The organism is Georgenia faecalis (assembly GCF_003710105.1).
Classification (GTDB): domain Bacteria; phylum Actinomycetota; class Actinomycetes; order Actinomycetales; family Actinomycetaceae; genus Georgenia_A; species Georgenia_A faecalis.
This window is the reverse complement of record NZ_CP033325.1, coordinates 1,601,028-1,619,101: the sequence shown is the minus strand read 5'-3', so window position 1 is coordinate 1,619,101 and position 18,074 is coordinate 1,601,028. Positions and strand designations below refer to the sequence as shown.

The 18,074-nt window shown below is 74.0% G+C and carries 18 protein-coding genes; 13 read left to right on the top strand and 5 right to left on the bottom strand.

Annotation, left to right across the window (positions count from 1 at the left end; genetic code table 11):
* Nucleotides 1-14 precede the first annotated feature (14 nt).
* From EBO36_RS06990 to EBO36_RS06975, 4 genes are all read left to right on the top strand, one after another.
* Nucleotides 15-407, top strand: a complete 393-nt coding sequence (locus EBO36_RS06990; RefSeq protein ID WP_122823978.1) for an ArsR/SmtB family transcription factor — start codon at nucleotides 15-17, stop codon at nucleotides 405-407.
* A 2-nt stretch (nucleotides 408-409) separates the two neighbouring features.
* A complete protein-coding gene (locus tag EBO36_RS06985) occupies nucleotides 410-1,072 on the top strand; it encodes an SRPBCC domain-containing protein (RefSeq protein ID WP_122823977.1) in 663 nt (220 codons plus the stop codon).
* Nucleotides 1,073-1,346: 274 nt separating this feature from the next.
* Nucleotides 1,347-2,861: an acetamidase/formamidase family protein gene (locus EBO36_RS06980; RefSeq protein WP_164471392.1), complete on the top strand. Its 1,515-nt coding sequence runs from the start codon at nucleotides 1,347-1,349 to the stop codon at nucleotides 2,859-2,861.
* 212 nt (nucleotides 2,862-3,073) lie between these two features.
* Nucleotides 3,074-4,672 carry a Na+/H+ antiporter gene (locus tag EBO36_RS06975; protein WP_122823975.1) on the top strand — a complete coding sequence of 533 codons (1,599 nt, stop codon included), beginning with the start codon at nucleotides 3,074-3,076 and terminating at the stop codon, nucleotides 4,670-4,672.
* A 27-nt stretch (nucleotides 4,673-4,699) separates the two neighbouring features.
* On the opposite strand, the gene EBO36_RS06970 is transcribed toward EBO36_RS06975, so the two are convergent.
* Entirely contained in the window at nucleotides 4,700-5,131 is a 432-nt protein-coding gene (locus EBO36_RS06970) for a VOC family protein (RefSeq protein WP_122823974.1), read from the bottom strand.
* Nucleotides 5,132-5,236: 105 nt separating this feature from the next.
* Between EBO36_RS06970 and EBO36_RS06965 the strand changes: the two genes are divergently transcribed.
* A complete protein-coding gene (locus EBO36_RS06965; protein WP_122823973.1) occupies nucleotides 5,237-6,247 on the top strand; it encodes a helix-turn-helix transcriptional regulator in 1,011 nt (336 codons plus the stop codon).
* 146 nt (nucleotides 6,248-6,393) lie between these two features.
* Nucleotides 6,394-6,927: a hypothetical protein gene (locus EBO36_RS06960; protein WP_164471391.1), complete on the top strand. Its 534-nt coding sequence runs from the start codon at nucleotides 6,394-6,396 to the stop codon at nucleotides 6,925-6,927.
* A 52-nt stretch (nucleotides 6,928-6,979) separates the two neighbouring features.
* Here the strand turns inward: EBO36_RS06960 and EBO36_RS06955 are convergent, their stop codons facing one another.
* Nucleotides 6,980-7,309 carry an ArsR/SmtB family transcription factor gene (locus EBO36_RS06955; protein ID WP_122825503.1) on the bottom strand — a complete coding sequence of 110 codons (330 nt, stop codon included), beginning with the start codon at nucleotides 7,307-7,309 and terminating at the stop codon, nucleotides 6,980-6,982.
* A 114-nt stretch (nucleotides 7,310-7,423) separates the two neighbouring features.
* Here EBO36_RS06955 and EBO36_RS06950 point away from each other — a divergent pair, with 114 nt between their 5' ends.
* The 4 genes from EBO36_RS06950 to EBO36_RS06935 all read left to right on the top strand — a co-directional run bounded on the left by EBO36_RS06950 (nucleotide 7,424) and on the right by EBO36_RS06935 (nucleotide 11,015).
* Nucleotides 7,424-8,857: an FAD-dependent oxidoreductase gene (locus EBO36_RS06950; protein ID WP_122823971.1), complete on the top strand. Its 1,434-nt coding sequence runs from the start codon at nucleotides 7,424-7,426 to the stop codon at nucleotides 8,855-8,857.
* Entirely contained in the window at nucleotides 8,854-9,987 is a 1,134-nt protein-coding gene (gene arsB / locus EBO36_RS06945; RefSeq protein WP_122823970.1) for an ACR3 family arsenite efflux transporter, read from the top strand. Before EBO36_RS06950 ends, arsB begins: the two co-directional genes overlap by 4 nt.
* A 36-nt stretch (nucleotides 9,988-10,023) precedes the next feature.
* Nucleotides 10,024-10,443, top strand: coding sequence for an arsenate reductase ArsC (locus EBO36_RS06940; protein WP_122823969.1), 420 nt, complete (start codon nucleotides 10,024-10,026; stop codon nucleotides 10,441-10,443).
* 74 nt (nucleotides 10,444-10,517) lie between these two features.
* Entirely contained in the window at nucleotides 10,518-11,015 is a 498-nt protein-coding gene (locus EBO36_RS06935) for a LysM peptidoglycan-binding domain-containing protein (RefSeq protein WP_122823968.1), read from the top strand.
* Between the two features lie 39 nt (nucleotides 11,016-11,054).
* Here EBO36_RS06935 and EBO36_RS06930 read toward each other — a convergent pair whose 3' ends face one another.
* Nucleotides 11,055-12,044, bottom strand: coding sequence for a helix-turn-helix transcriptional regulator (locus EBO36_RS06930; RefSeq protein WP_122823967.1), 990 nt, complete (start codon nucleotides 12,042-12,044; stop codon nucleotides 11,055-11,057).
* 128 nt (nucleotides 12,045-12,172) lie between these two features.
* Between EBO36_RS06930 and EBO36_RS06925 the strand changes: the two genes are divergently transcribed.
* Nucleotides 12,173-12,568, top strand: coding sequence for a RidA family protein (locus EBO36_RS06925; protein ID WP_122823966.1), 396 nt, complete (start codon nucleotides 12,173-12,175; stop codon nucleotides 12,566-12,568).
* 103 nt (nucleotides 12,569-12,671) lie between these two features.
* Here EBO36_RS06925 and EBO36_RS06920 read toward each other — a convergent pair whose 3' ends face one another.
* Together EBO36_RS06920 and EBO36_RS06915 are read right to left on the bottom strand one after the other, a co-directional pair.
* A complete protein-coding gene (locus EBO36_RS06920; protein WP_122823965.1) occupies nucleotides 12,672-13,247 on the bottom strand; it encodes a small multidrug efflux protein in 576 nt (191 codons plus the stop codon).
* 54 nt (nucleotides 13,248-13,301) lie between these two features.
* A complete protein-coding gene (locus tag EBO36_RS06915; RefSeq protein WP_122823964.1) occupies nucleotides 13,302-14,249 on the bottom strand; it encodes a protein kinase domain-containing protein in 948 nt (315 codons plus the stop codon).
* Between the two features lie 230 nt (nucleotides 14,250-14,479).
* Between EBO36_RS06915 and EBO36_RS06910 the strand changes: the two genes are divergently transcribed.
* Complete coding sequence (locus EBO36_RS06910) at nucleotides 14,480-17,230, top strand: ATP-binding protein (RefSeq protein WP_122823963.1); 2,751 nt, start codon at nucleotides 14,480-14,482, stop codon at nucleotides 17,228-17,230.
* A 157-nt stretch (nucleotides 17,231-17,387) separates the two neighbouring features.
* On the top strand, nucleotides 17,388-18,038 hold the full coding sequence (locus EBO36_RS06905; protein ID WP_122823962.1) for an NAD(P)-dependent oxidoreductase: 651 nt from the start codon (nucleotides 17,388-17,390) through the stop codon (nucleotides 18,036-18,038).
* The last annotated feature ends 36 nt before the right edge of the window (nucleotides 18,039-18,074 follow it).

The following is an 18,074-nucleotide window of genomic DNA, read 5'->3' as shown; positions in this document are numbered from 1 at the left end:
CAAGACTACGGCGCATGCACGCCTTCGACGTCCTCGGCGACCCGGTCCGACGACGGATCCTCGAGCTCCTCGCCGACGGGGAGGAGCCGGCCGGTCACCTCACCGCCGTCATCACCGAGGAGTTCGGCATCTCCCAGCCAGCCGTCTCCCAGCACCTGCGCGTGCTGCGCGAGCAGGGCTTCGCGACCGTCCGCCCCGAGGGCACCCGCCGGTTGTACGCCGTCGACCCCGAGGGCCTGCAGCAGGTGAGCGCTTGGCTGAGCCCGTTCGAGCGCTTCTGGCGCGGCCCGCTGGCCGCCCTCGGCACCGAGCTCGCGCGCGGCAAGCGCGCCCGCCGGACGGCCGATGAGCACCCCCGCACCGGCGAGCCCGCCGGCGCGCACGAGGAACCACCACCTGAGGAGTGACCATGGACGTCCAGGCCCAGATCGACGCCGTCACCCGCACCCTGCGCACCGCGGACATCGACGGCGAACCCTCGCGGATCCAGACGATCGCCCAGGAGTATCCCGCCGACATCGGCGACGTGTGGGACGCCGCGACGAACCCGGACCGGATCGCGCGCTGGTTCATGCCGGTCGAGGGCGACCTCCGGCTCGGTGGCCGCTACCAGCTCATCGGGAACGCCGGGGGGCAGATCCTCGCCTGCGCGCCGCCCGCGGACGGGACGGCGGAGTACCGGGTGACGTGGGAGTACGCCGGGGGCGTCTCCTGGGTCACCGTCCGCCTCGCGTCGACGGAGCCGGAGCGCACCCGGTTCGAGCTCGAGCACACGGCGCGGGTGGCCGACGTCCCCGCGGAGATGTGGGAGACGTTCGGGCCGGGCGCCACCGGCGTGGGGTGGGACCAGGGCCTCCTCGGCCTCGCCCTTCACCTGCGCGTCCAGGACGCCACGATCACGCCGGAGGAGGGGGAGGCGTGGTCGCTCTCCGACGAGGGCAAGGCCTTCAGCCGGGCCGCGGCCGACCGCTGGGCCGACGCCCACGTCGCGGCGGGCGCCGACCGCGAGGCGGCGACCCGGGCCGCCGACGCCACGTTCGGTTTCTACACCGGTGAGGTGCCCGGCGCCTGAGCGCCCCTCCCCCTCTTCCTTCGTGCGACGTCATCGCGCCCGGACGATGGTCTAGGACCTCGCCTTCTGGCACGCATTCACATGATCGCCAGCGATCGGTAATGGTGACGAAACACCCGCCTGCGACGGTCGGCACGCCTAGCGAGCCTGCCGCGGCTCCGGCCGGCACGAACGCCCGCCCGCGCCCGGCAGACCCGACCGATGTCGTCAGAGGAGAGTGTCGATGCACCGCACCAACGATTCCGCGAGACCCCGGCGGGGACGGCGCGCGGGGGTGGCGCTCCTCGCCCTCCCCGTCGTCGGCGGCCTGCTCGCCGTCCCGGCCGGCGCCACGAGCACAGACCCGCCCCCCACCGACGCGGGGGCGGACCACCACCTCCGGGCGACACCCGAGAACGTCGTGTGGGGTGGTTACCCGATCGACAACGAGCCGGGCGTCACGATGGGCTCGGGCGAGACCGTCCGGGTGGACACCATCTCGGGGTCCGGCTTCACCAACCCGGACATCACTCCGACGGAGTACTTCGCCGCGTTCGGCGTGGAGCCGGAAGAGATCCTTGCCGATGGGGTGGCCTTCTGGGAGAGCCTGCCCACCCGCGTGAACTACGGCGGCCCCCACGTCCTCACCGGCCCCATCTATGTCGAGGGCGCGGAGCCGGGTGACACGATCGCGATCGAGATCCTCGACCTCGACACGCGCGTGCCCTACGGCGTCAACAGCACGGGCCCGACGACCGGCGTCATGAGCACGACCTACCCGGGGTGGCGCGAGGGCGACGCCCCGCTCGACATCGTCGCCGAGATCCCCGCGGACGCACCCGGCGGCGTGCTCCCGGACGTGCGGCAGCACCTCTACCGCACCGGCGTCCACGACGGGGAGGAGGTCGTGTTCGTCGACGACAACATCCGCGTCCCGCTCCGGCCCTTCCTGGGGATCATGGCCGTCGCGCCGCCCACCGGGGAGTTCATCGGCCGGACGGAGGGCGAGGGTCCCCCGCCGTCGGGCGTGCAGATCTCCACCCCGCCGGGCCGGTTCGGCGGCAACCTCGACGTCAAGGACCTCACCGTCGGCACGACCCTCTACCTGCCGGTCTACCAGGACGGCGCACAGGTGTTCCTCGGCGACGCCCACGGCGTCCAGGGCGACGGCGAGGTGAGCGGGACCGCCGTCGAGCAGTCGCTCTCGGGAACCTTCCGGATCACCGTGCTCGACGGAGTCGAGACGGCCGGTCCGTGGGCGGAGACCGAGGACCACTGGATCACGATGGGCATCCACTGGGACCTCGACCGCGCCATGCGGTTCTCGGTGGGCGACACCGTCGACTTCCTCGTGCGCGAGAAGGGCATGACCGAGTCGAAGGCGTACTCGCTCGCGAGCATCGCCGTGGACTACAACGCCGCCGAGGTGGTGGACGGCACGCAGGTCGTCACCGGCATGATCCCCAAGGCCGTGTTCGTCGACGAGCTCCCCGAGGAGCCCACGACGGCGCCCCCGGCCACCGAGGAGCCGAGCACCACACCGCCGGCGACCGAGGCGCCGAGCACCACACCCCCGGCGACCGAGGCGCCCACGACCGAGGCGCCGACGACCTCCGCCCCTCCCCCCGGCGGGGCCGTGGGCGACGACGGCACCGCCGGCGGCGTGGCACGGCCCACGGCGCCGGGCGGGCAGCTGCCCGACACGGGCGCGGGCGGCGCCGGCACCGGCCTCCTCGCAGCGCTCGCCCTCCTCACGGTGGGAGGCGTGGCCGTCGGCCTGCTGCGCCGGGGCCGCCTCGCCGCGCAGTAACCGGGCCGCACCCGCTGCCGTGAGGCTCCACTGGTCCTCACGTCTCACGGCGGTGGGTGCGGTCCCTCGTCGCCGGCCGCAGCTCCCCCAGCCGGAGCTGCGGCCGGTGTCGCCGCACCCTCGCCTCGGCCGGGTCCTCTGCTCCATGCTGTCCCCCACAGCTCCGGGGCCGCCGGAGGGGCCGACGCCCGACGCTGCGAGAAGAGGCGCCCATGGAGGGACTCGGCACCACCGTCACGCTCGGGCTCGCGGTACTCGCCGGCGCCATCCTGGCTCCGCGCTGGCGGATCGCAGCCCCCTTGGTGCTCCTCGTGCTCGGCCTTGTGCTCGGGTCGGTCCCGGCGCTGCCGGAGATCGACCTGCCACCCGAGGCGGTCCTCCTGCTGTTCCTGCCGGTGATCCTCTTCTGGGAGGCGCTGACGACGTCGCTGCGCTCGATCAGACGCGACTTCCGCGGCATCGTCCTGCTCAGCACCCTGCTCGTCGTCGCCACCGCCTTCGCCGTCGCGTGGGTCGCGACCCTGTTCGGCATGCCGTGGGACGCCGCGCTCATCCTCGGCGCCGCGGTCGCGCCACCGGACGCGACCGCCGTCGCCGCGCTCGCGCGGAGCCTGCCGCACCGCAACGTCATGCTGCTCAAGGCGGAGAGCCTGACGAACGACGGCACTGCGCTCGTCCTGTACGCCATCGCGGTGGGGATCGCGACCGGCGGCGCCTTCACCGCGCTGACCGTCACGGGCATGGTGCTGCTGTCCTACCTCGGCGGCATCGCCACCGGGGTGCTCGTCGCCGGGGCGGCCTACCTGCTCATGCGCCGCCTCGACGATCCCACCACGGTCAACATCGCCCTGCTCCTCGTCCCGTTCGTCGCGTTCCTCCTCGCCGAGCTGGTCCACGCGTCCGGGGTACTGGCCGTCGTCGTCGCGGGCCTCGTCCTTGCCTTCGCCTCGCCCCGCATCAGCACGGCGGCCTCCCGGCAGCAGACGGAGTCCGCCTGGCCGCTCGGCTCGTACCTGCTCAACGGCTCGCTCTTCGTGCTCGTCGGGATGGAGGTGCAAGCGGTCGCCCGCGAGATCACCGCAACGCACGCCGGGCGCCTCGTCGCGGGAATCGTGGCCGTGTGGCTCACGCTCCTCCTCGTCCGGTTCGGCTTCCAGATGGTCACCGTCGCCATCATCCGGTTCCTCGACCGCCGGCCCTCACAGCTGGCACGCCGGATGAGCCACCGGGCGCGCGTGGTGAGCACCGTGGCGGGATTCCGCGGCGCGGTCTCGCTGGCCATCGCCCTGTCCGTGCCCACCACGCTCGACGACGGCCGGCCGTTCCCCGGGCGGGACGAGATCATCGTCGTCGCCGCGGGCGTCATCGTCCTCACGCTCGTCATCCAGGGCCCGCTGCTGCCCGCCGTGGTCCGGTGGGCGCGGTTCCCCGAGGACACGACGCCCGCCGAGGAGCTCCGGCTGGCGGAGCGTGCCGTCCGGGTAGCGGGCATGGCCGCCGTCCCCGACCTCGCGGCGCAGCACGGCATCAGCGACGAGGTGCGCAACCGGATCGTCGACGACATCCGCGAGCACCTCCTGCTCCTCGACGCGCCGGGGGGCACCATCGCCGACGGCGACGCTCCGGGCTACTCGGCGCTCGCGCGCCAGGAGGAGGAGAACCGCCTGCGCCTCGCGCTCCTGGACCACAAGCGCGACGTGCTCGTCCGGCTGCGGCGCGACGGCACCATCGACGACGCGGTCGCCCGGCGGGTCCAGGCACGGCTCGACGTCGAGGAGCTCCGGCTCACCGGCAGCTCGCCGCTCGACTAGCGTCGCGGCACCGGGCCAGCCGGGCCGTCAGCCCGCGTACGGAACGGCCACGTCGAGGACCCAGGTGACGCCGAACCGGTCGGTCGCCATGCCGTAGAGCGGCGCCCAGCCTGCGGGGGCGAGGGGGACGACGACGGTCGAGCCCGCGTCCGCGGCGGTGAGCTTCTCCCAGTAGCCCGCGATCTCGTCCGCGTCGGCACCGCGCACCGAAACGAAATAGGGAGCCACACCGGCGTCGTGCGCCCGCCCTTCCGGGACGTCGTACGCCATGAGGTGGAACCCCGCCTCGGAGCGGACCTGGCCCCACATGATGTGGTCGGCGTCGGCCGGATCGGCGACGGTGCCGGCGTCCCGGTAGCTGACGGCGACGAGGTCGCCGCCGAAGACGGACCGGTAGAGCTCGAGGGCGTCGCGCGCCGTTCCGCGCAGGTTGACGTGGGTGACCGTCTCGATAGACATGGTGGTTCTCCTTGGTCGATGCCGGCGCGTCGCGCGACCGGACATGCCCACTCTCCCGGGTGTGGTGGACAGGATGTGTCCTCTACTTCCGCCACACTTCCCGGCATGACGACGTCCTCGCGGCTCCTCGCGCTCCTCGGGCTGCTGCAACGCCGACGGGACTGGCCCGGCGAGGTACTGGCGCAGCGGCTCGGGGTCAGCTCGCGCACGGTCCGGCGCGACATCGACCGCCTGCGCGCCCTCGGCTACCGGATCGAGAGCACCATGGGGCCGGACGGCGGCTACCGCCTCGACGCCGGCGCCGCCCTGCCGCCCCTGCTGTTCGACGACCAGCAGGGGGTCGCGCTCGCCGTCGCGCTGCAGCTCGCGACCACCGCGGGCGCCGGGATCGAGGACGGGGCACTTCGCGCGCTCGCGACATTGCGGCAAGTCATGCCCTCGCGCCTGCGCCACCAGATCGACGCCGTGCCGCTCAGCGCCGTCCGGCCGCCCGAGTCCGGTCCCGACGTCGATGCCGGTGTCCTCACCTCGGTGGGTGCCGCCGTACGGGCACGTGAGGTGCTCCGCTTCGACTACTCCCCCGGCGGCCCCGCGGCCGAGGGAGGTGCGGACCGCGCCGCCCCGCCGCGCCGGGTGGAACCGCACCACCTCACCACGTGGCGCGGGCGCTGGTACCTCGTGGGGTGGGACCTCGACCATGCGGGCTGGCGCACCTACCGCGTCGACCGGATGCACCCGCGGGTCCCCACCGGACCGCGCGTCGCACCCCGGGAGCTGCCGGGCGGCGACGTCGCGACGTTCCTCATCGGTCGCTTCCGCGGGGCGGAGGGCACGACCCAGTGGCCGTGCCGGGGCGCCGTCGTCGTCCACCTGCCCGCAGCGGAGGTCCGCCCCTACGTCGGGGACGGGGTGGTCGAGGTGCTCGACGGCGGACGGACGCGCGTGAGCACGGGCTCGTGGTCGTGGACCGGCCTTGCCGCCAGCCTCCTGCGCTTCGACGCGGACCTCGAGGTGCTCTCTCCGCCCGAGCTCGTCGACGCCTTCGCGCGCATCGCCGCTCGCAGCGCCTCCGCAGCGGCCACGGCCCGTGCGCCGGACGAGGGGCCGCGTCGTTGACGCCGTCGCCGACCATGGCCACCGTGCGGCCCTCGCGCTGGTTAGGCTGGCACCGAGGCGCCCGCTCCGGCCCAGACGACCCCGGGGCACGTCACGACCGTGCAGTCCGCCGGACCGCGGCACCCCCGATGACGGAGCGGACGGCCATGGCCCTGCCAGCACGCGCACGACGCGCCGCGGCGCTCGGCACCGCCGCCTTCCTCGCTCTCGGCCTGCTCGGCGGGTGCACGCCCGCAGGCGGCCCGGGTAGCACATCGAGGACGGAGCACTCGCCCAGCGATGCCGCGGACGCGATTGCCGACCTCCCCGGCATATCCTCCGCCGAGGTCTCGACCTCGACGGAGGGCACGGCGAACCAGGTTCTCCTCCAGGCCCGCGTCGCGGCCGATGCGGGGTATGCGGCCGATCCGGCCGACCTCCTCGACTACGTCGTCCGGCAGGTCTGGTCGACGACGGGCAGGAGGCCGACGTCCGCCGTCCGGGTCGACCTCACCATCGAGGGGCAGGACCTCGACCTCGAGGCGCTGGCCGGTGCCATCGGCCTGCCCGGCACGGTCGACACCCGGAACCGGTACGACGCGAGCGTGCACCTGAGGGTCGAGGACCTCGTCGAGGCGTATGGCCGCTGGCCCGGCGATGTGCCCTCACCTCCGCCGTCCTTGACCGACACCGTCTCCTGACGCGTGCGGTGCGCCGGGCGCCGATCGGCGGCCGGCTCGAGGGGGGCGCGCCTCAGCGGGTCCGCAGGGCGGCGCCGAGCGCGTCGAGGGCGCCGGGCACGACGGCGTAGTACGCCCACTTGCCGCGCTTGTCGCGGGTGACGAGTCCGGCGTCGACAAGGACCTTGAGGTGGTGGGAGACCGTCGGCTGGGCGAGGTCGACCGGGCCGGTGAGGTCGCACACGCAGGCCTCCTCCTGCGCCGCGATGATCGACAGCAGCCGCAGGCGCGCCGGGTCCGCGACGGCCTTGAACATGGCCGCGAGCCGGACCGCCTCGTCCGCGCCGAGGGGACCCGTGGACAGCGAGGTCTCGCAGCCCACCTCGCACGTGGTGCTCGTCATCGTCACGCCGCCAGTATGCGGCATCGATTGACATGCGTCGATGGGAGGTGTCATCGTCTCATCGAACACCGTCGATGGGTGCCGATGCGTCGGGACCGACCACAGGAGACCACCATGCCGCAGCCCGGCGCCACCCACGCGCTTCCCGTCGTCGTCATCGGGGCCGGGCCGATCGGTCTCGCCGCCGCCGCCCACCTCCTCGAGCGCGGCCTCGAGCCGCTCGTCCTGGAGTCCGGTCACTCGGTCGGCGCGGCCGTGCGGCAGTGGGCGCACGTCCGCCTCTTCTCACCGTGGCAGTACGACGTCGACCCCGCCGCGCAGCGCCTCCTCGAACGCACCGGGTGGGTCCGGCCTGAGGGCACGGCCCTGCCCACCGGCGGGGACCTGGTCGAGGCCTACCTCGAGCCGCTCGCCGCCACCGAGGAGCTGCGCGGGCGCATCCTGCTCGGGGCCCACGTCGTCGCCGTCAGCCGGCTCGGACTGGACAAGACCCACAGCCGCGAGCGCGCCGAGGCCGCCTTCCTCGTGCGCACCGTCGTCGACGGACGGGTCGTCGACCACCTCGCCCGCGCGGTCATCGACGCCTCTGGCACGTGGTCCCGGCCCAACCCGCTCGGGCCCGCGGGCCTCCCGGCGCCGGGCGAGAGCGACGCGACGCCGTTCCTGCTCGGCCCGCTCCCCGACGTCCTCGGCCGCGAGCGCGAGCGGGCCGCGGGGCGCCACGTCCTCGTCGTCGGGTCCGGGCACTCCGCGACGAACACCCTCCTCGCGCTCGTCGCCCTGGCCGACGACGCACCCGGCACCCGCATCACCTGGGCGGTGCGGGGCGCCTCGGTCTCCTACGGCGGCGGTGACGCCGACGGCCTTCCCGCCCGCGGCGCGCTGGGCGCGCAGCTGCGCGAGGCCGTGCAGGCCGGGCGCGTCGAGCTCGTCCGCAACGCGCAGGTGGTGTCCCTCGAGCCGGGCGCCGAGGGCCTCGCCGTCGACCTCGCGGCGCCGCAGGGCGTCCGGCGCATCGTCGTCGACGCCCTCGCCGGCGCGACCGGGTTCCGCCCGGAACTCGCGATGCTCCGCGAGCTCCGGCTCGACCTCGACCCCGCCATCGAGGCGCCCCGCCGGCTCGCCCCGCTCGTCGACCCGGAGCACCACTCGTGCGGCACCGTCCCCGCGCACGGCGCGGACGTCCTCGCCCACCCCGACGCCGGCTTCTTCATCGTCGGCATGAAGTCCTACGGCCGGGCGCCGACGTTCCTCCTCGCCACCGGGTACGAGCAGGTGCGCTCCATCGCCGCCCACCTGGCCGGCGACGAGCGGGCGGCGCGCGAGCTCCAGCTGGAGCTCCCGGCGACCGGCGTCTGCTCCGCCACTCCCCCGTCCTCCGCCGACGGCGAGGCGGCCGACGCCTGCTGCGGCACCCCCGAACCCGCCGCGGCCGACGCCTGCTGCGGCACCCCCGAGCCCGCCGCGGCCGACGCCTGCTGCGGCACCACCGAGCCGGCCCTTCTCGGCTTCCCCACCGGACTGGCCCACGGCCGGGCGGGCCGGTGACGCCCCCCGGCGCGACGCCGTCGCCCGCGCCCGCCGCCGCACCCGTCGTCGCGCGCCTGAGCCGGCTCGACCGGTTCCTGCCGGTGTGGATCCTCGCCGCCATGGGCCTCGGGCTGGCGCTGGGCCGTTCCGTGCCCGGGCTGGCCGACGCCCTCGACGCCGTCCAGGTGGGCGGGGTGTCCGTGCCCATCGCCGTCGGGCTCCTCGTGATGATGTACCCGGTGCTCGCGAAGGTCCGCTACGACGAGACCCGACGCGTCACCGGCGACCGCAAGCTCCTGCTCAGCTCCCTCGCCCTCAACTGGCTCGTCGGGCCGGCGGTGATGTTCGCCCTGGCGTGGGCGCTGCTGCCGGACCTGCCGGAGTACCGCACGGGCCTCATCATCGTCGGGCTGGCACGGTGCATCGCCATGGTGCTCATCTGGAACGACCTCGCCTGCGGGGACCGCGAGGCGGGCGCCGTCCTCGTCGCCATCAACTCGCTCTTCCAGATCGTCGCCTATGCCGCCCTGGGGTGGTTCTACCTCCAGGTGCTGCCCGGCTGGCTCGGGCTGACCACGACGAGCGCCGAGTTCTCGATCGGCGCCATCACGGTGAGCGTCCTCGTCTTCCTCGGCATCCCGCTCCTGGCGGGCTTCCTCACCCGCACGCTCGGTGAGCGCGCCAAGGGCCGCGCCTGGTACGAGGGGACGTTCCTCCCCCGGCTCGGGCCGTGGGCGCTGTACGGCCTGCTCTTCACCATCGCCCTGCTGTTCGCGCTCCAGGGCGAGCAGATCGCCGAGCGTCCCGGCGACGTCGTCCGCATCGCGCTCCCCCTGCTCGCCTACTTCGTCATCACCTTCGGGCTCGGCATGCTCACCGGCCGCGTCCTCCGCCTGGGGTACGCCAAGACGACGACGCTCGCCTTCACGGCGGCGGGCAACAACTTCGAGCTCGCCATCGCCGTCGCCATCGGCACCTACGGGGTCACCTCCGGGCAGGCGCTGGCGGGCGTGGTCGGGCCGCTCATCGAGGTCCCCGTCCTCGTCGCACTGGTCTACGTCTCCCTGTGGGCGGGCCGGCGGTTCTTCCCCGGCGACCCCACCGCCCCCGCACCCGCGCCACCCGCGCCGAGCGCCGCCCGCGCCTGAGCGGCATCGTTGAGCACACCGACCCGAGGAGCCCTCATGACCAACGACCGTCCCAGCGTCATGTTCGTCTGCGTCCACAACGCCGGTCGCTCCCAGATGGCCGCGGCGTGGCTGCGTCACCTGGCCGGCGACGCCATCGAGGTGCGCTCGTCCGGCTCCGCCCCCGCGGACCAGGTGAACCCCGCGGCCGTCGAGGCGATGGCCGAGGTCGGCGTCGACATCTCCGACCAGCGACCGAGGATCCTCACCACCGAGGCGGTCCAGGACTCCGACGTCGTCATCACCATGGGCTGCGGGGACGCGTGCCCGGTCTTCCCCGGCAAGCGCTACGAGGACTGGGTCCTGGAGGACCCGGCGGGGAAGGGCGTGGAGTCGGTGCGCCCGATCCGCGACGAGATCAAGGCGCGCGTCGAGGAGCTCATCGCCAGCCTGCTGCCCGGTCGGGTCGCGGGCTGAGCCCATTCCGCCACGCCGGCGACGTCGTTCCTGCTAGACCTCCTGTCCTCAGCACCCCGACACGAGGAGGAACGATGCGCGAGGTCGACGTCCGTCACCCGGTGGAGGGTGATCTTCTGGGTCGGCACTTCACGGTGACCGGTCTCAGCACCGCCTTCGAGGGAACGGTGGCCTGGCACCTCGAGGACGAGCGCGGGACCCGCCTGCAGGAGGGGTCGTTCCAGGGCGGGTCGATGGGGGTCTTCGCCGAGTTCAGCGGCGAGGTCACGCTCGACGCCGCGATCAGCCGGCCCATGCCGGCGACCCTGGTCGTGTACGGCGACAACCCGGCCCTGCCGGACGGCGAGTCGCCGGGCATCAGCACCAACCGGGTGCCGGTTGTCCTCGTCCCGGGCATGCAGGGCTTCGTCCTCCACGACGTCGAGCGCGGCGACACGCTCTCGCGGATCGCCCGCGACGGCGACCACGGACCGTCGTCGGTGGCCGCCATCGTGGCCGCCAACCCCGGTCTCATCGAGGACCCGGACCACATCGAGGTGGGCTGGCAGCTGCGCGTCCCCCTGCTGTCCTGACCGCGGACGACGACGCCGGACGGCCGCCGCTGCGCGATGTCACGGGCCCGGCGGCCCGTCGTAGCGGGCGACGACCGCCGCCGCCCGGGACCGCAGCGCGGCGCGGACGGACGGCGGGGCGAGCGCCTCGGCGTGTGCGCCGAGCTGCCACAGCGCCCACTCGGCGTGCCAGGAGTCCTGGTACGTCACCTCCAGCCGCAGCCAGCCGTCGGCATCGGCGCCGGCGTCGGGCTCCTCGGCCCGGACGGCGAGCGCGGCCCCCCGCAGGGCGTCGCGGCGGGCGGGGTCCACCCGGACCTGGACGGTGAGGTGGCCGTCGGCGAGGAACCGGGCCGCGCGCTCCCGCCAGGCCCGGTCGAGGTCGACCTGCTCCGGGCGCTCCGCCGGTTCGGGCAGCGCCTCCGCCGCGGACACCCGGGACAGCCGGTAGGTGCGGTCCTCGTCGTCCTTCGTCGCCAGCAGGTACACCCGGTCGCGGACGGTGACCAGGCCGACCGGGTCGACCGTGCGCCAGCGGGGCGCCTGGCCCGCCGCGGCGTACCGGATGCGCAGCTTGTGCCCGGCGAGCACCGCCCGTCGGACCTCGCTCATCGTCGCGGCCGGCACGTCGTCGCTCTCCCGCCGGCGGGAGAGCAGGTCGGTCTCCGGCTCCACGAGGAACCGCTGCGTGGCGTCGCTGGCGGCCGCCCGGTCCCCCTCCGGCAGCGCGTCCACCACCTTGCGCATGGCCGAGGCGAGCGCCGAGCGGAGGCCGAACACCTGCTCCCCGCGCCCCGCGCCGGCGGTGAGCAGGGCCAGGGCCTCCTCGTGGTTGAGGCCCGTGAGCTCGGTCCGGAACCCGGGCAGCAGCTCGAATCCCCCGTACCGGCCGCGCTCGGCGTAGACCGGGACACCGGCCGCGGACAGCGCCTCGATGTCGCGCAGCACCGTGCGGGTGGAGACCTCCAGCTCGCGGGCGAGCGTCTCCGCCGTCATCCGCCCGCGCTGGCGCAGCAGGAGGACGAGCGAGACGAGCCGGTCGGCGCGCATGGACCCACGCTACGCAGATACCCGACAGGAGGTGTCGTGAATCGTGGGGAGGCTCGTGCGGACGACGTCGGACGCTTGCGGCCATCCGGGCCGACGGGGCGTCGCGCCACAACGAGAAGGAGCGGATCATGGAACGCGTAGCAGTCAATCCCGTCACCTGGTCGGTCGCGACGGGCTTCCATCAGGGTGAGGTCGTTTCCGGGCACACCCGGACGCTGTACCTGTCCGGGCAGACGGCCACGGACGCCGACGGGCACCCCCTGCACGACGGCGACATGGCCGCCCAGCTGGCGGTGAGCACCGACAACCTCGAGGCCGTGCTCGACGCGGCCGGCATGTCCCTCGCCCACCTCGTCCGGCTGACCGTCTACACCGCCGACGTCGACGCCCTGCTCCCGCACTACGGCGTCCTGGCGTCGCGGCTGGGGGCGGCCGGCGTGGCGCCGACCACGACGATGCTCGGGGTGACCCGGCTCGCGCTCCCCGGCCTGATGGTCGAGCTCGAGGGAACCGCCGTCGCCTAGCGCCGACCGCCGGGCTGCCCGGGCCGGCCCGAGCCGGTCCGGGCCGGTCCGGGCGGCCGGCCCGGGTAGCCGAAGGGGGATCTGCGGTGCTCACTCTCGCCGCCTACGACACCTCGACGACGTAGGTGAGCGCGGCCCACACGGAGACAGCGCCGACGGTCGTCCAGAGCGCGATGGAGACGGCCTGCCACAGCAGGACCCACCGGCGCGGAGTTCCGCCGCCGATGAGGATCGCCGACGTGATCTGCGACGGGATGGCGAGCGGGCCGAGGATGCTCGCGCCCGGGACGCCGAACCGGACGAGCCACCTGTTGAAGCGCTCACGCCCCTTCGACTCCGGCTTCGCGGGCGCCATCCCCGGAAGTGCCTGCGCGCCCACGCCCGCCCGCGCTCCCATGCCGACGCTCGCGCCGACCGGGGTGGGTCGCCGATCGATGACGGCGGTCCTGGCGCGCGAGGTGACGGCGACGACGAGCAGCACGCACAGGAAGTTCCCGGCGGCAGCGGCGACGGCTGCCACGACGGGATGGACACCACCGATGATGCCGATGATGGCCGCTCCCTCGCCGTCGACGAACGGGACCGCTCCCGCGAGCAGGATGATGAGGGGCTGGACGATCTCGGGCACCTGGGCCACGAGCTCCTGGAAGTTGCTGATGAGTTGCTGGATCGGGCTCATGTCGGACCTTTCCTCTCCTGGGGTATGGGTGCGTCACTTTCGAGGCGCGGTGGGTCAGGCGATGGAGCGGGCCAGGCGGGTTCTGGCGCTGTGCCAGCGCCGGCGGAGCGCGACGACGTCGTCCGCCGCGCCGTCGTCGCCCGCACGGTCGATGCCCTTCGCCGCCGACTGGAGCGCTTCCCTGAACGCGCTAGCACTGCGGAACCGGTCGGTCCGGTCCTTGGCGAGCGCGGTCAGGAGCACCGTGTCGAGCGCCGGAGTGACCTCGGGGCGGTAGGCCCTGGCGGGTACGGGGTCCTGGTGCACGTGCCGGTAGGCCACGGCGACGGGGTCGCCACCGATGAAGGGCGGCCGTCCGGTCAGCAGCTCGTAGAACAGGCAGCCGGCGGAGTACAGGTCGCTGCGGGCGTCGACGCGCTCGCCGCGCACCTGTTCCGGAGAGAGGTACTGGGCGGTGCCGAGGATCGTGTGGGTGTGGGGTTCCGTGGTGGAGGGATCGTCACGGACGAGCGCGATCCCGAAGTCCACGATCTTGATCGTCCCGCCGGGCGTGACCATGATGTTGGCGGGCTTGATGTCGCGGTGGACGACGCCGGCGCGGTGGCTGAACTCGAGCGCTGACAGGACGCCGGACTGGTACCGGATCGCCTCCTCCAGGCCGAGCGGGCCCTCGGCGAGGCGGGCCCGCAGCGACTGGCCCGCGACGTACTCCATGACGATGAACGGGACGCTCGGCTCGTCCGCCGCGCCGCCGTCGACGTGCGCGTGCCCGGCGTCGTGGAGGGAGACGATGCCGGGGTGGTTGAGCCGGGCGACCGCCTGCGCTTCCCCCCGGAACCTCGATCGGGAGAGCGGGTCGCGGACCAGATCGCTGCGGAGCACCTTGACCGCGACCCACCGATCGAGGTGGAGGTCGCGGCTGAGATGGACGACGGCCATGCCGCCATGACCCAGGATGTCGTGGAGCTCGTAGCGTCCGCCAAGCACGCGATCGGTGCTCATGACTTCTCCTTGCCTCGTCGATGGTCGGCACGCACCGGGGATGGTCCGCCGTCGGAGGGCTCATCCCTCCGGGCGACCTCGTCAGGCTCGCACCGGCCCTCGCGCCTTCGCGTCGGTGACAACCACGTAGACCTTCACTGCCCCCGAGCCCGCCCGCGGGACGTCAGGGACGGCTACGGTGGCGGCTACCTACTCGGGAGCGTTGACGGGAGCACGACCTGGCGGATCTCGTGGGCCGGCGCGCAGAGCGCGAGACGGTCGAGAAGTTCCTCTCCCTGGCCCGGTCCGGGCGCAGCGGCTCCCTCGTGGTGCGCGGGGAAGCCGGTATCGGCAAGACCGCCGTGCTGGAGCACGCACGCCAGGCGGCGCTGGCCTCGGCCTTCCGGGTGGAGTCCTCGGTGGGCGTCGAGTCCGAGACGCACTTCGCGTTCGCCGGGCTGCACCAGCTGTGCGCCCCCCTGCTGGACCGCGCCGGCGCGCTGCCCGAGCCTCAGCAGGCCGCCCTCGGCGTGGCGTTCGGGCTCCACGACGGCGCGACGCCGGACCGGTTCCTGGTCGGGCTGGCCACCCTCAACCTCATGGCCGAGGCCGCCGAGGAGGGGCCTTTGCTGTGCCTGGTCGACGACGCCCACTGGCTGGACGAGGCGTCGGCGCAGGTCCTCGCCTTCGTGGCCCGCCGGGTGGGGGCCGAGAGGCTGGCGCTGGTGTTCGGGCTGCGCGATGCGGCCGACGGTGATGCGGCCGACGGTGACCGCGCTCCGTTCGCCGGATTGCCTGAGCTACGTCTGGACGGGCTCCGCGCGCCCGATGCCCGTGCCCTGCTCCGTGCTGCCGTGCGCATACCGCTGGACGAGGGGGTGCGCGAACGGATTCTCGCCGAAGCGGGCGGCAACCCCCTGGCGCTGCTGGAGCTGCCCCGCCACATGCGGTCGGGACAGTTCGCGGGTGGGTTCGAGGTGCCCGGGGCGCTCAGCGTCCCGCGCCGGATAGAAGAGAGCTTCGGACGCCGTTCGGCCAGCCTGCCCCCCGAGACCCAGCTGCTGCTGCTGGTCGCCGCGTCCGAGCCGACAGGCGACGCTGCGATGCTGTGGCGCGCGGCCGCGCACCTGGGCCTCGCCCGCCAGGTGGCGACGCCCGCGGAGGTCGCCGGGCTCCTGGAGATCGGCGTCCGGGTACGGTTCCGCCACCCCCTGGTGCGGTCTGCGGTGTACCAGGCCGCCACGCCGCCGGACCGGCGCCGCGCCCATGCCGCGCTCGCTGAGGCGACCGATCCACGGGCCGACCCGGACCGCCGGGCCTGGCACCGCGCGCAGGCCGTGCTCGGAGCCGACGAAGAAGCCGCCGAGGGGTTGGAGCGCTCGGCCGGACGGGCGCGCGCCCGCGGGGGTGTGGCCGCTGCGGCGGCGTTCCTGCAGCGCGCAGCCGAGCTGTCTCCCGAGCCTGCCGCTCGCGCGAGGCGGGCGCTGGAGGGCGCTCACGCCAAGTACGAGGCCGGTGCGACCGGGGCCGCCCTCGAGCTGCTGGCGCTCGCGGATGCCGGGCCGTTGGACGCCCTGCCCCGCGCCCGCCGCGACCTGCTCCGCGCCCAGATCGCGTTCTACCAGAACCGGGGCAGCGAGGTGCCGGGGATGCTGCTGGACGCGGCCAGGACCCTCACCCCGCTCGATCCGGCCCTCGCCCGGGAGACCTACCTGCACGCGCTCGACGCGGCGCTCGTCACCGGTGACCCCACCTGTGGCGTGCTGGAGGTCGCCGAGGCCGCTCGGGCCGCCCCGGCACCGCCCGGGCCAGCGCAGCCTCCAGACCTGTTGCTCGATGGCCTCGTGCAGACTCTGACGAGGGGCTACGAGGCGGGAGCGCCGGGGCTGCGCCACGCCCTCGAGGCGTTTCGCGACCGCCCGCTCACGGGTCCCGAGCGCGACCGTCACAGCGACCGCTGGCTGCGACTGGCGGGCCGCAACGCGGTGGCCATCTTCGACGACGAGCTGCTCCACACCCTGGCCAGCCGCACGGTCCAGGTGGCGCGCGAGACCGGTGCGCTGACGGCGCTCCCCGACGCGCTGCGCTTCTTGTCCATCACGTCGGTCCTCATGGGCGAGCTCGCCCGAGCCGACGAGCTCGCCACGGAGGCGACGGCAATCACCCGGGCCACCGGCGGCGTACAGCTGCGCCACGCCCACATCATCCTGGGTGCCTGGCGTGGCGCCCAGGCCGAGACCACGGCGCTCAACGCCAGCACCGAGCACGACGTCGCCCACCCCGAGGGAGGGACGGAGGCCTCCTTGGCCCAGTACGCCATGGCGGTGCTGCACAACGGGCTGGGAAGCTACTCGGCCGCGCACGAGGCTGCAGCACGGGCGCTGAGGTCCGACGAGCTGTCGCTCAGCAGCCTGGCCCACACGGAGCTCATCGAGTCGGCGGCGCGCGCCGGCCGGCCGGAACACGCCGCCGAGGCGACGGAACTCCTCTGCGCCCGGGCTGGTGCCAGCGGGACGCCGTGGGCGCTGGGAATGGCGGCCCGATCGCGGGGGCTCACGAGCATGGGCGCCCGAGCCGAGGACCAGTACCGCGAGGCGATCGAGCAGCTCGGTGGCAGCCGGATGGGCGGCTACCTCGCCCGCACTCATCTCGTCTACGGCGAGTGGCTACGCCGTGAGGGCCGCCGCCGTGACGCCCGAGAACAGCTCCGCACGGCCCACGAGCTCCTCACCGACATGGGCGCCACCGCGTTTGCCGCCCGCGCCGCACGCGAGCTCCGCGCGACCGGCGAGCACCCCCGCGCACGAACCACCCGGCCGACCGACGAGCTCACGACCCAGGAGCTGCACGTCGCGCGGCTCGTGGCCACCGGAGCAACCTCTCGTGAGGTCGGCGCGCAGCTGTTCCTCAGCCCGCGAACCATCGAGGCCCATTTGCGCAACATCTTCCGCAAGCTGGGCATCACGTCGCGCCGTGAGCTCAGAGAGCTCCACCTTCCCTGACCCGGACGGCTGCGGCGCTGGCCGAAGATCGGTGGCTTCTACCGACGCGAAGGCCGGGCCGCGACGGCGAGGCTGGCACGATGCACCCCTTCCCCAGCCGCATCCCCTCCATCGGCGACCGGCCGACCGGCCCGTCAGTGCGGCCTCGAGCCCACCGATGAAGATCTTCATCATCGGCGTGAGTGGGCGCGTGGGTGGGCTACTGGCGGCGCACCTCATCGACCGGGGCGACGACGTCGCCGGGCTCGTCCGTCGTGACGAGCAGAGGGCTGCGCTCGTCGCCCGTGGGATCACGGCGCACGTCGCTGAGCTCGCGGACCTCACCGCCGACTCGCTGGCGCCCATGCTCGCCGGGGCGGACGTGGTCGTGTACACCGCTGGTTCGAACGGCGGTGCGAGGGAGGCCACAGCCGCCATCGACGGCGAGGGAGTACTCATCGCCCTGGACGCAGCACCCCTCGCTGGCGTGGACCGCTTCCTCCTCGTCTCCGTACTTCCCGAAGCGGGGCGCGGACAGCGCCTCGGTGACGACGTGGAGTTCTACTTCGCCGTGAAGAAGCTGGTGGACGTCACGGTGAGCATGAGCGACCTCGACTGGCTGATCCTCCGCCCGTCCCTGCTCGTCGACCGCCCCGGGATCGGGACGATATCGCTGAGCCCGGCGCAGCCCCACGACGAGATCTCCCGCGAGGACGTGGCGGTCACGCTGGCAGAGCTGATCCACGAGCCGAGGATCCGCAGAAGGATCCTCGAGCTCACCCAGGGCTCGACGCAGATCGCTCGTGCGGTGGTGGCGAACGTCCCGTGAGGGGCGGGACACCCCTGGTGTCGGACACCCAGTCCG

What these genes read in the sequence shown, in the direction of transcription:
- EBO36_RS06965 (WP_122823973.1), top strand. Translation starts at nt 5,237, where the DNA reads ATGACGACGTCCTCGCGGCTCCTCGCGCTCCTCGGGCTGCTGCAACGC.
- EBO36_RS06940 (WP_122823969.1), top strand. Translation starts at nt 10,024, where the DNA reads ATGACCAACGACCGTCCCAGCGTCATGTTCGTCTGCGTCCACAACGCC.
- EBO36_RS06915 (WP_122823964.1), bottom strand. Translation starts at nt 14,249, where the DNA reads ATGAGCACCGATCGCGTGCTTGGCGGACGCTACGAGCTCCACGACATC.
- EBO36_RS06990 (WP_122823978.1), top strand. Translation starts at nt 15, where the DNA reads ATGCACGCCTTCGACGTCCTCGGCGACCCGGTCCGACGACGGATCCTC.
- EBO36_RS06930 (WP_122823967.1), bottom strand. Translation starts at nt 12,044, where the DNA reads ATGCGCGCCGACCGGCTCGTCTCGCTCGTCCTCCTGCTGCGCCAGCGC.
- EBO36_RS06975 (WP_122823975.1), top strand. Translation starts at nt 3,074, where the DNA reads ATGGAGGGACTCGGCACCACCGTCACGCTCGGGCTCGCGGTACTCGCC.
- EBO36_RS06905 (WP_122823962.1), top strand. Translation starts at nt 17,388, where the DNA reads ATGAAGATCTTCATCATCGGCGTGAGTGGGCGCGTGGGTGGGCTACTG.
- EBO36_RS06985 (WP_122823977.1), top strand. Translation starts at nt 410, where the DNA reads ATGGACGTCCAGGCCCAGATCGACGCCGTCACCCGCACCCTGCGCACC.
- EBO36_RS06935 (WP_122823968.1), top strand. Translation starts at nt 10,518, where the DNA reads ATGCGCGAGGTCGACGTCCGTCACCCGGTGGAGGGTGATCTTCTGGGT.
- EBO36_RS06955 (WP_122825503.1), bottom strand. Translation starts at nt 7,309, where the DNA reads ATGACGAGCACCACGTGCGAGGTGGGCTGCGAGACCTCGCTGTCCACG.
- EBO36_RS06925 (WP_122823966.1), top strand. Translation starts at nt 12,173, where the DNA reads ATGGAACGCGTAGCAGTCAATCCCGTCACCTGGTCGGTCGCGACGGGC.
- EBO36_RS06970 (WP_122823974.1), bottom strand. Translation starts at nt 5,131, where the DNA reads ATGTCTATCGAGACGGTCACCCACGTCAACCTGCGCGGAACGGCGCGC.
- EBO36_RS06960 (WP_164471391.1), top strand. Translation starts at nt 6,394, where the DNA reads ATGGCCCTGCCAGCACGCGCACGACGCGCCGCGGCGCTCGGCACCGCC.
- EBO36_RS06950 (WP_122823971.1), top strand. Translation starts at nt 7,424, where the DNA reads ATGCCGCAGCCCGGCGCCACCCACGCGCTTCCCGTCGTCGTCATCGGG.
- EBO36_RS06920 (WP_122823965.1), bottom strand. Translation starts at nt 13,247, where the DNA reads ATGAGCCCGATCCAGCAACTCATCAGCAACTTCCAGGAGCTCGTGGCC.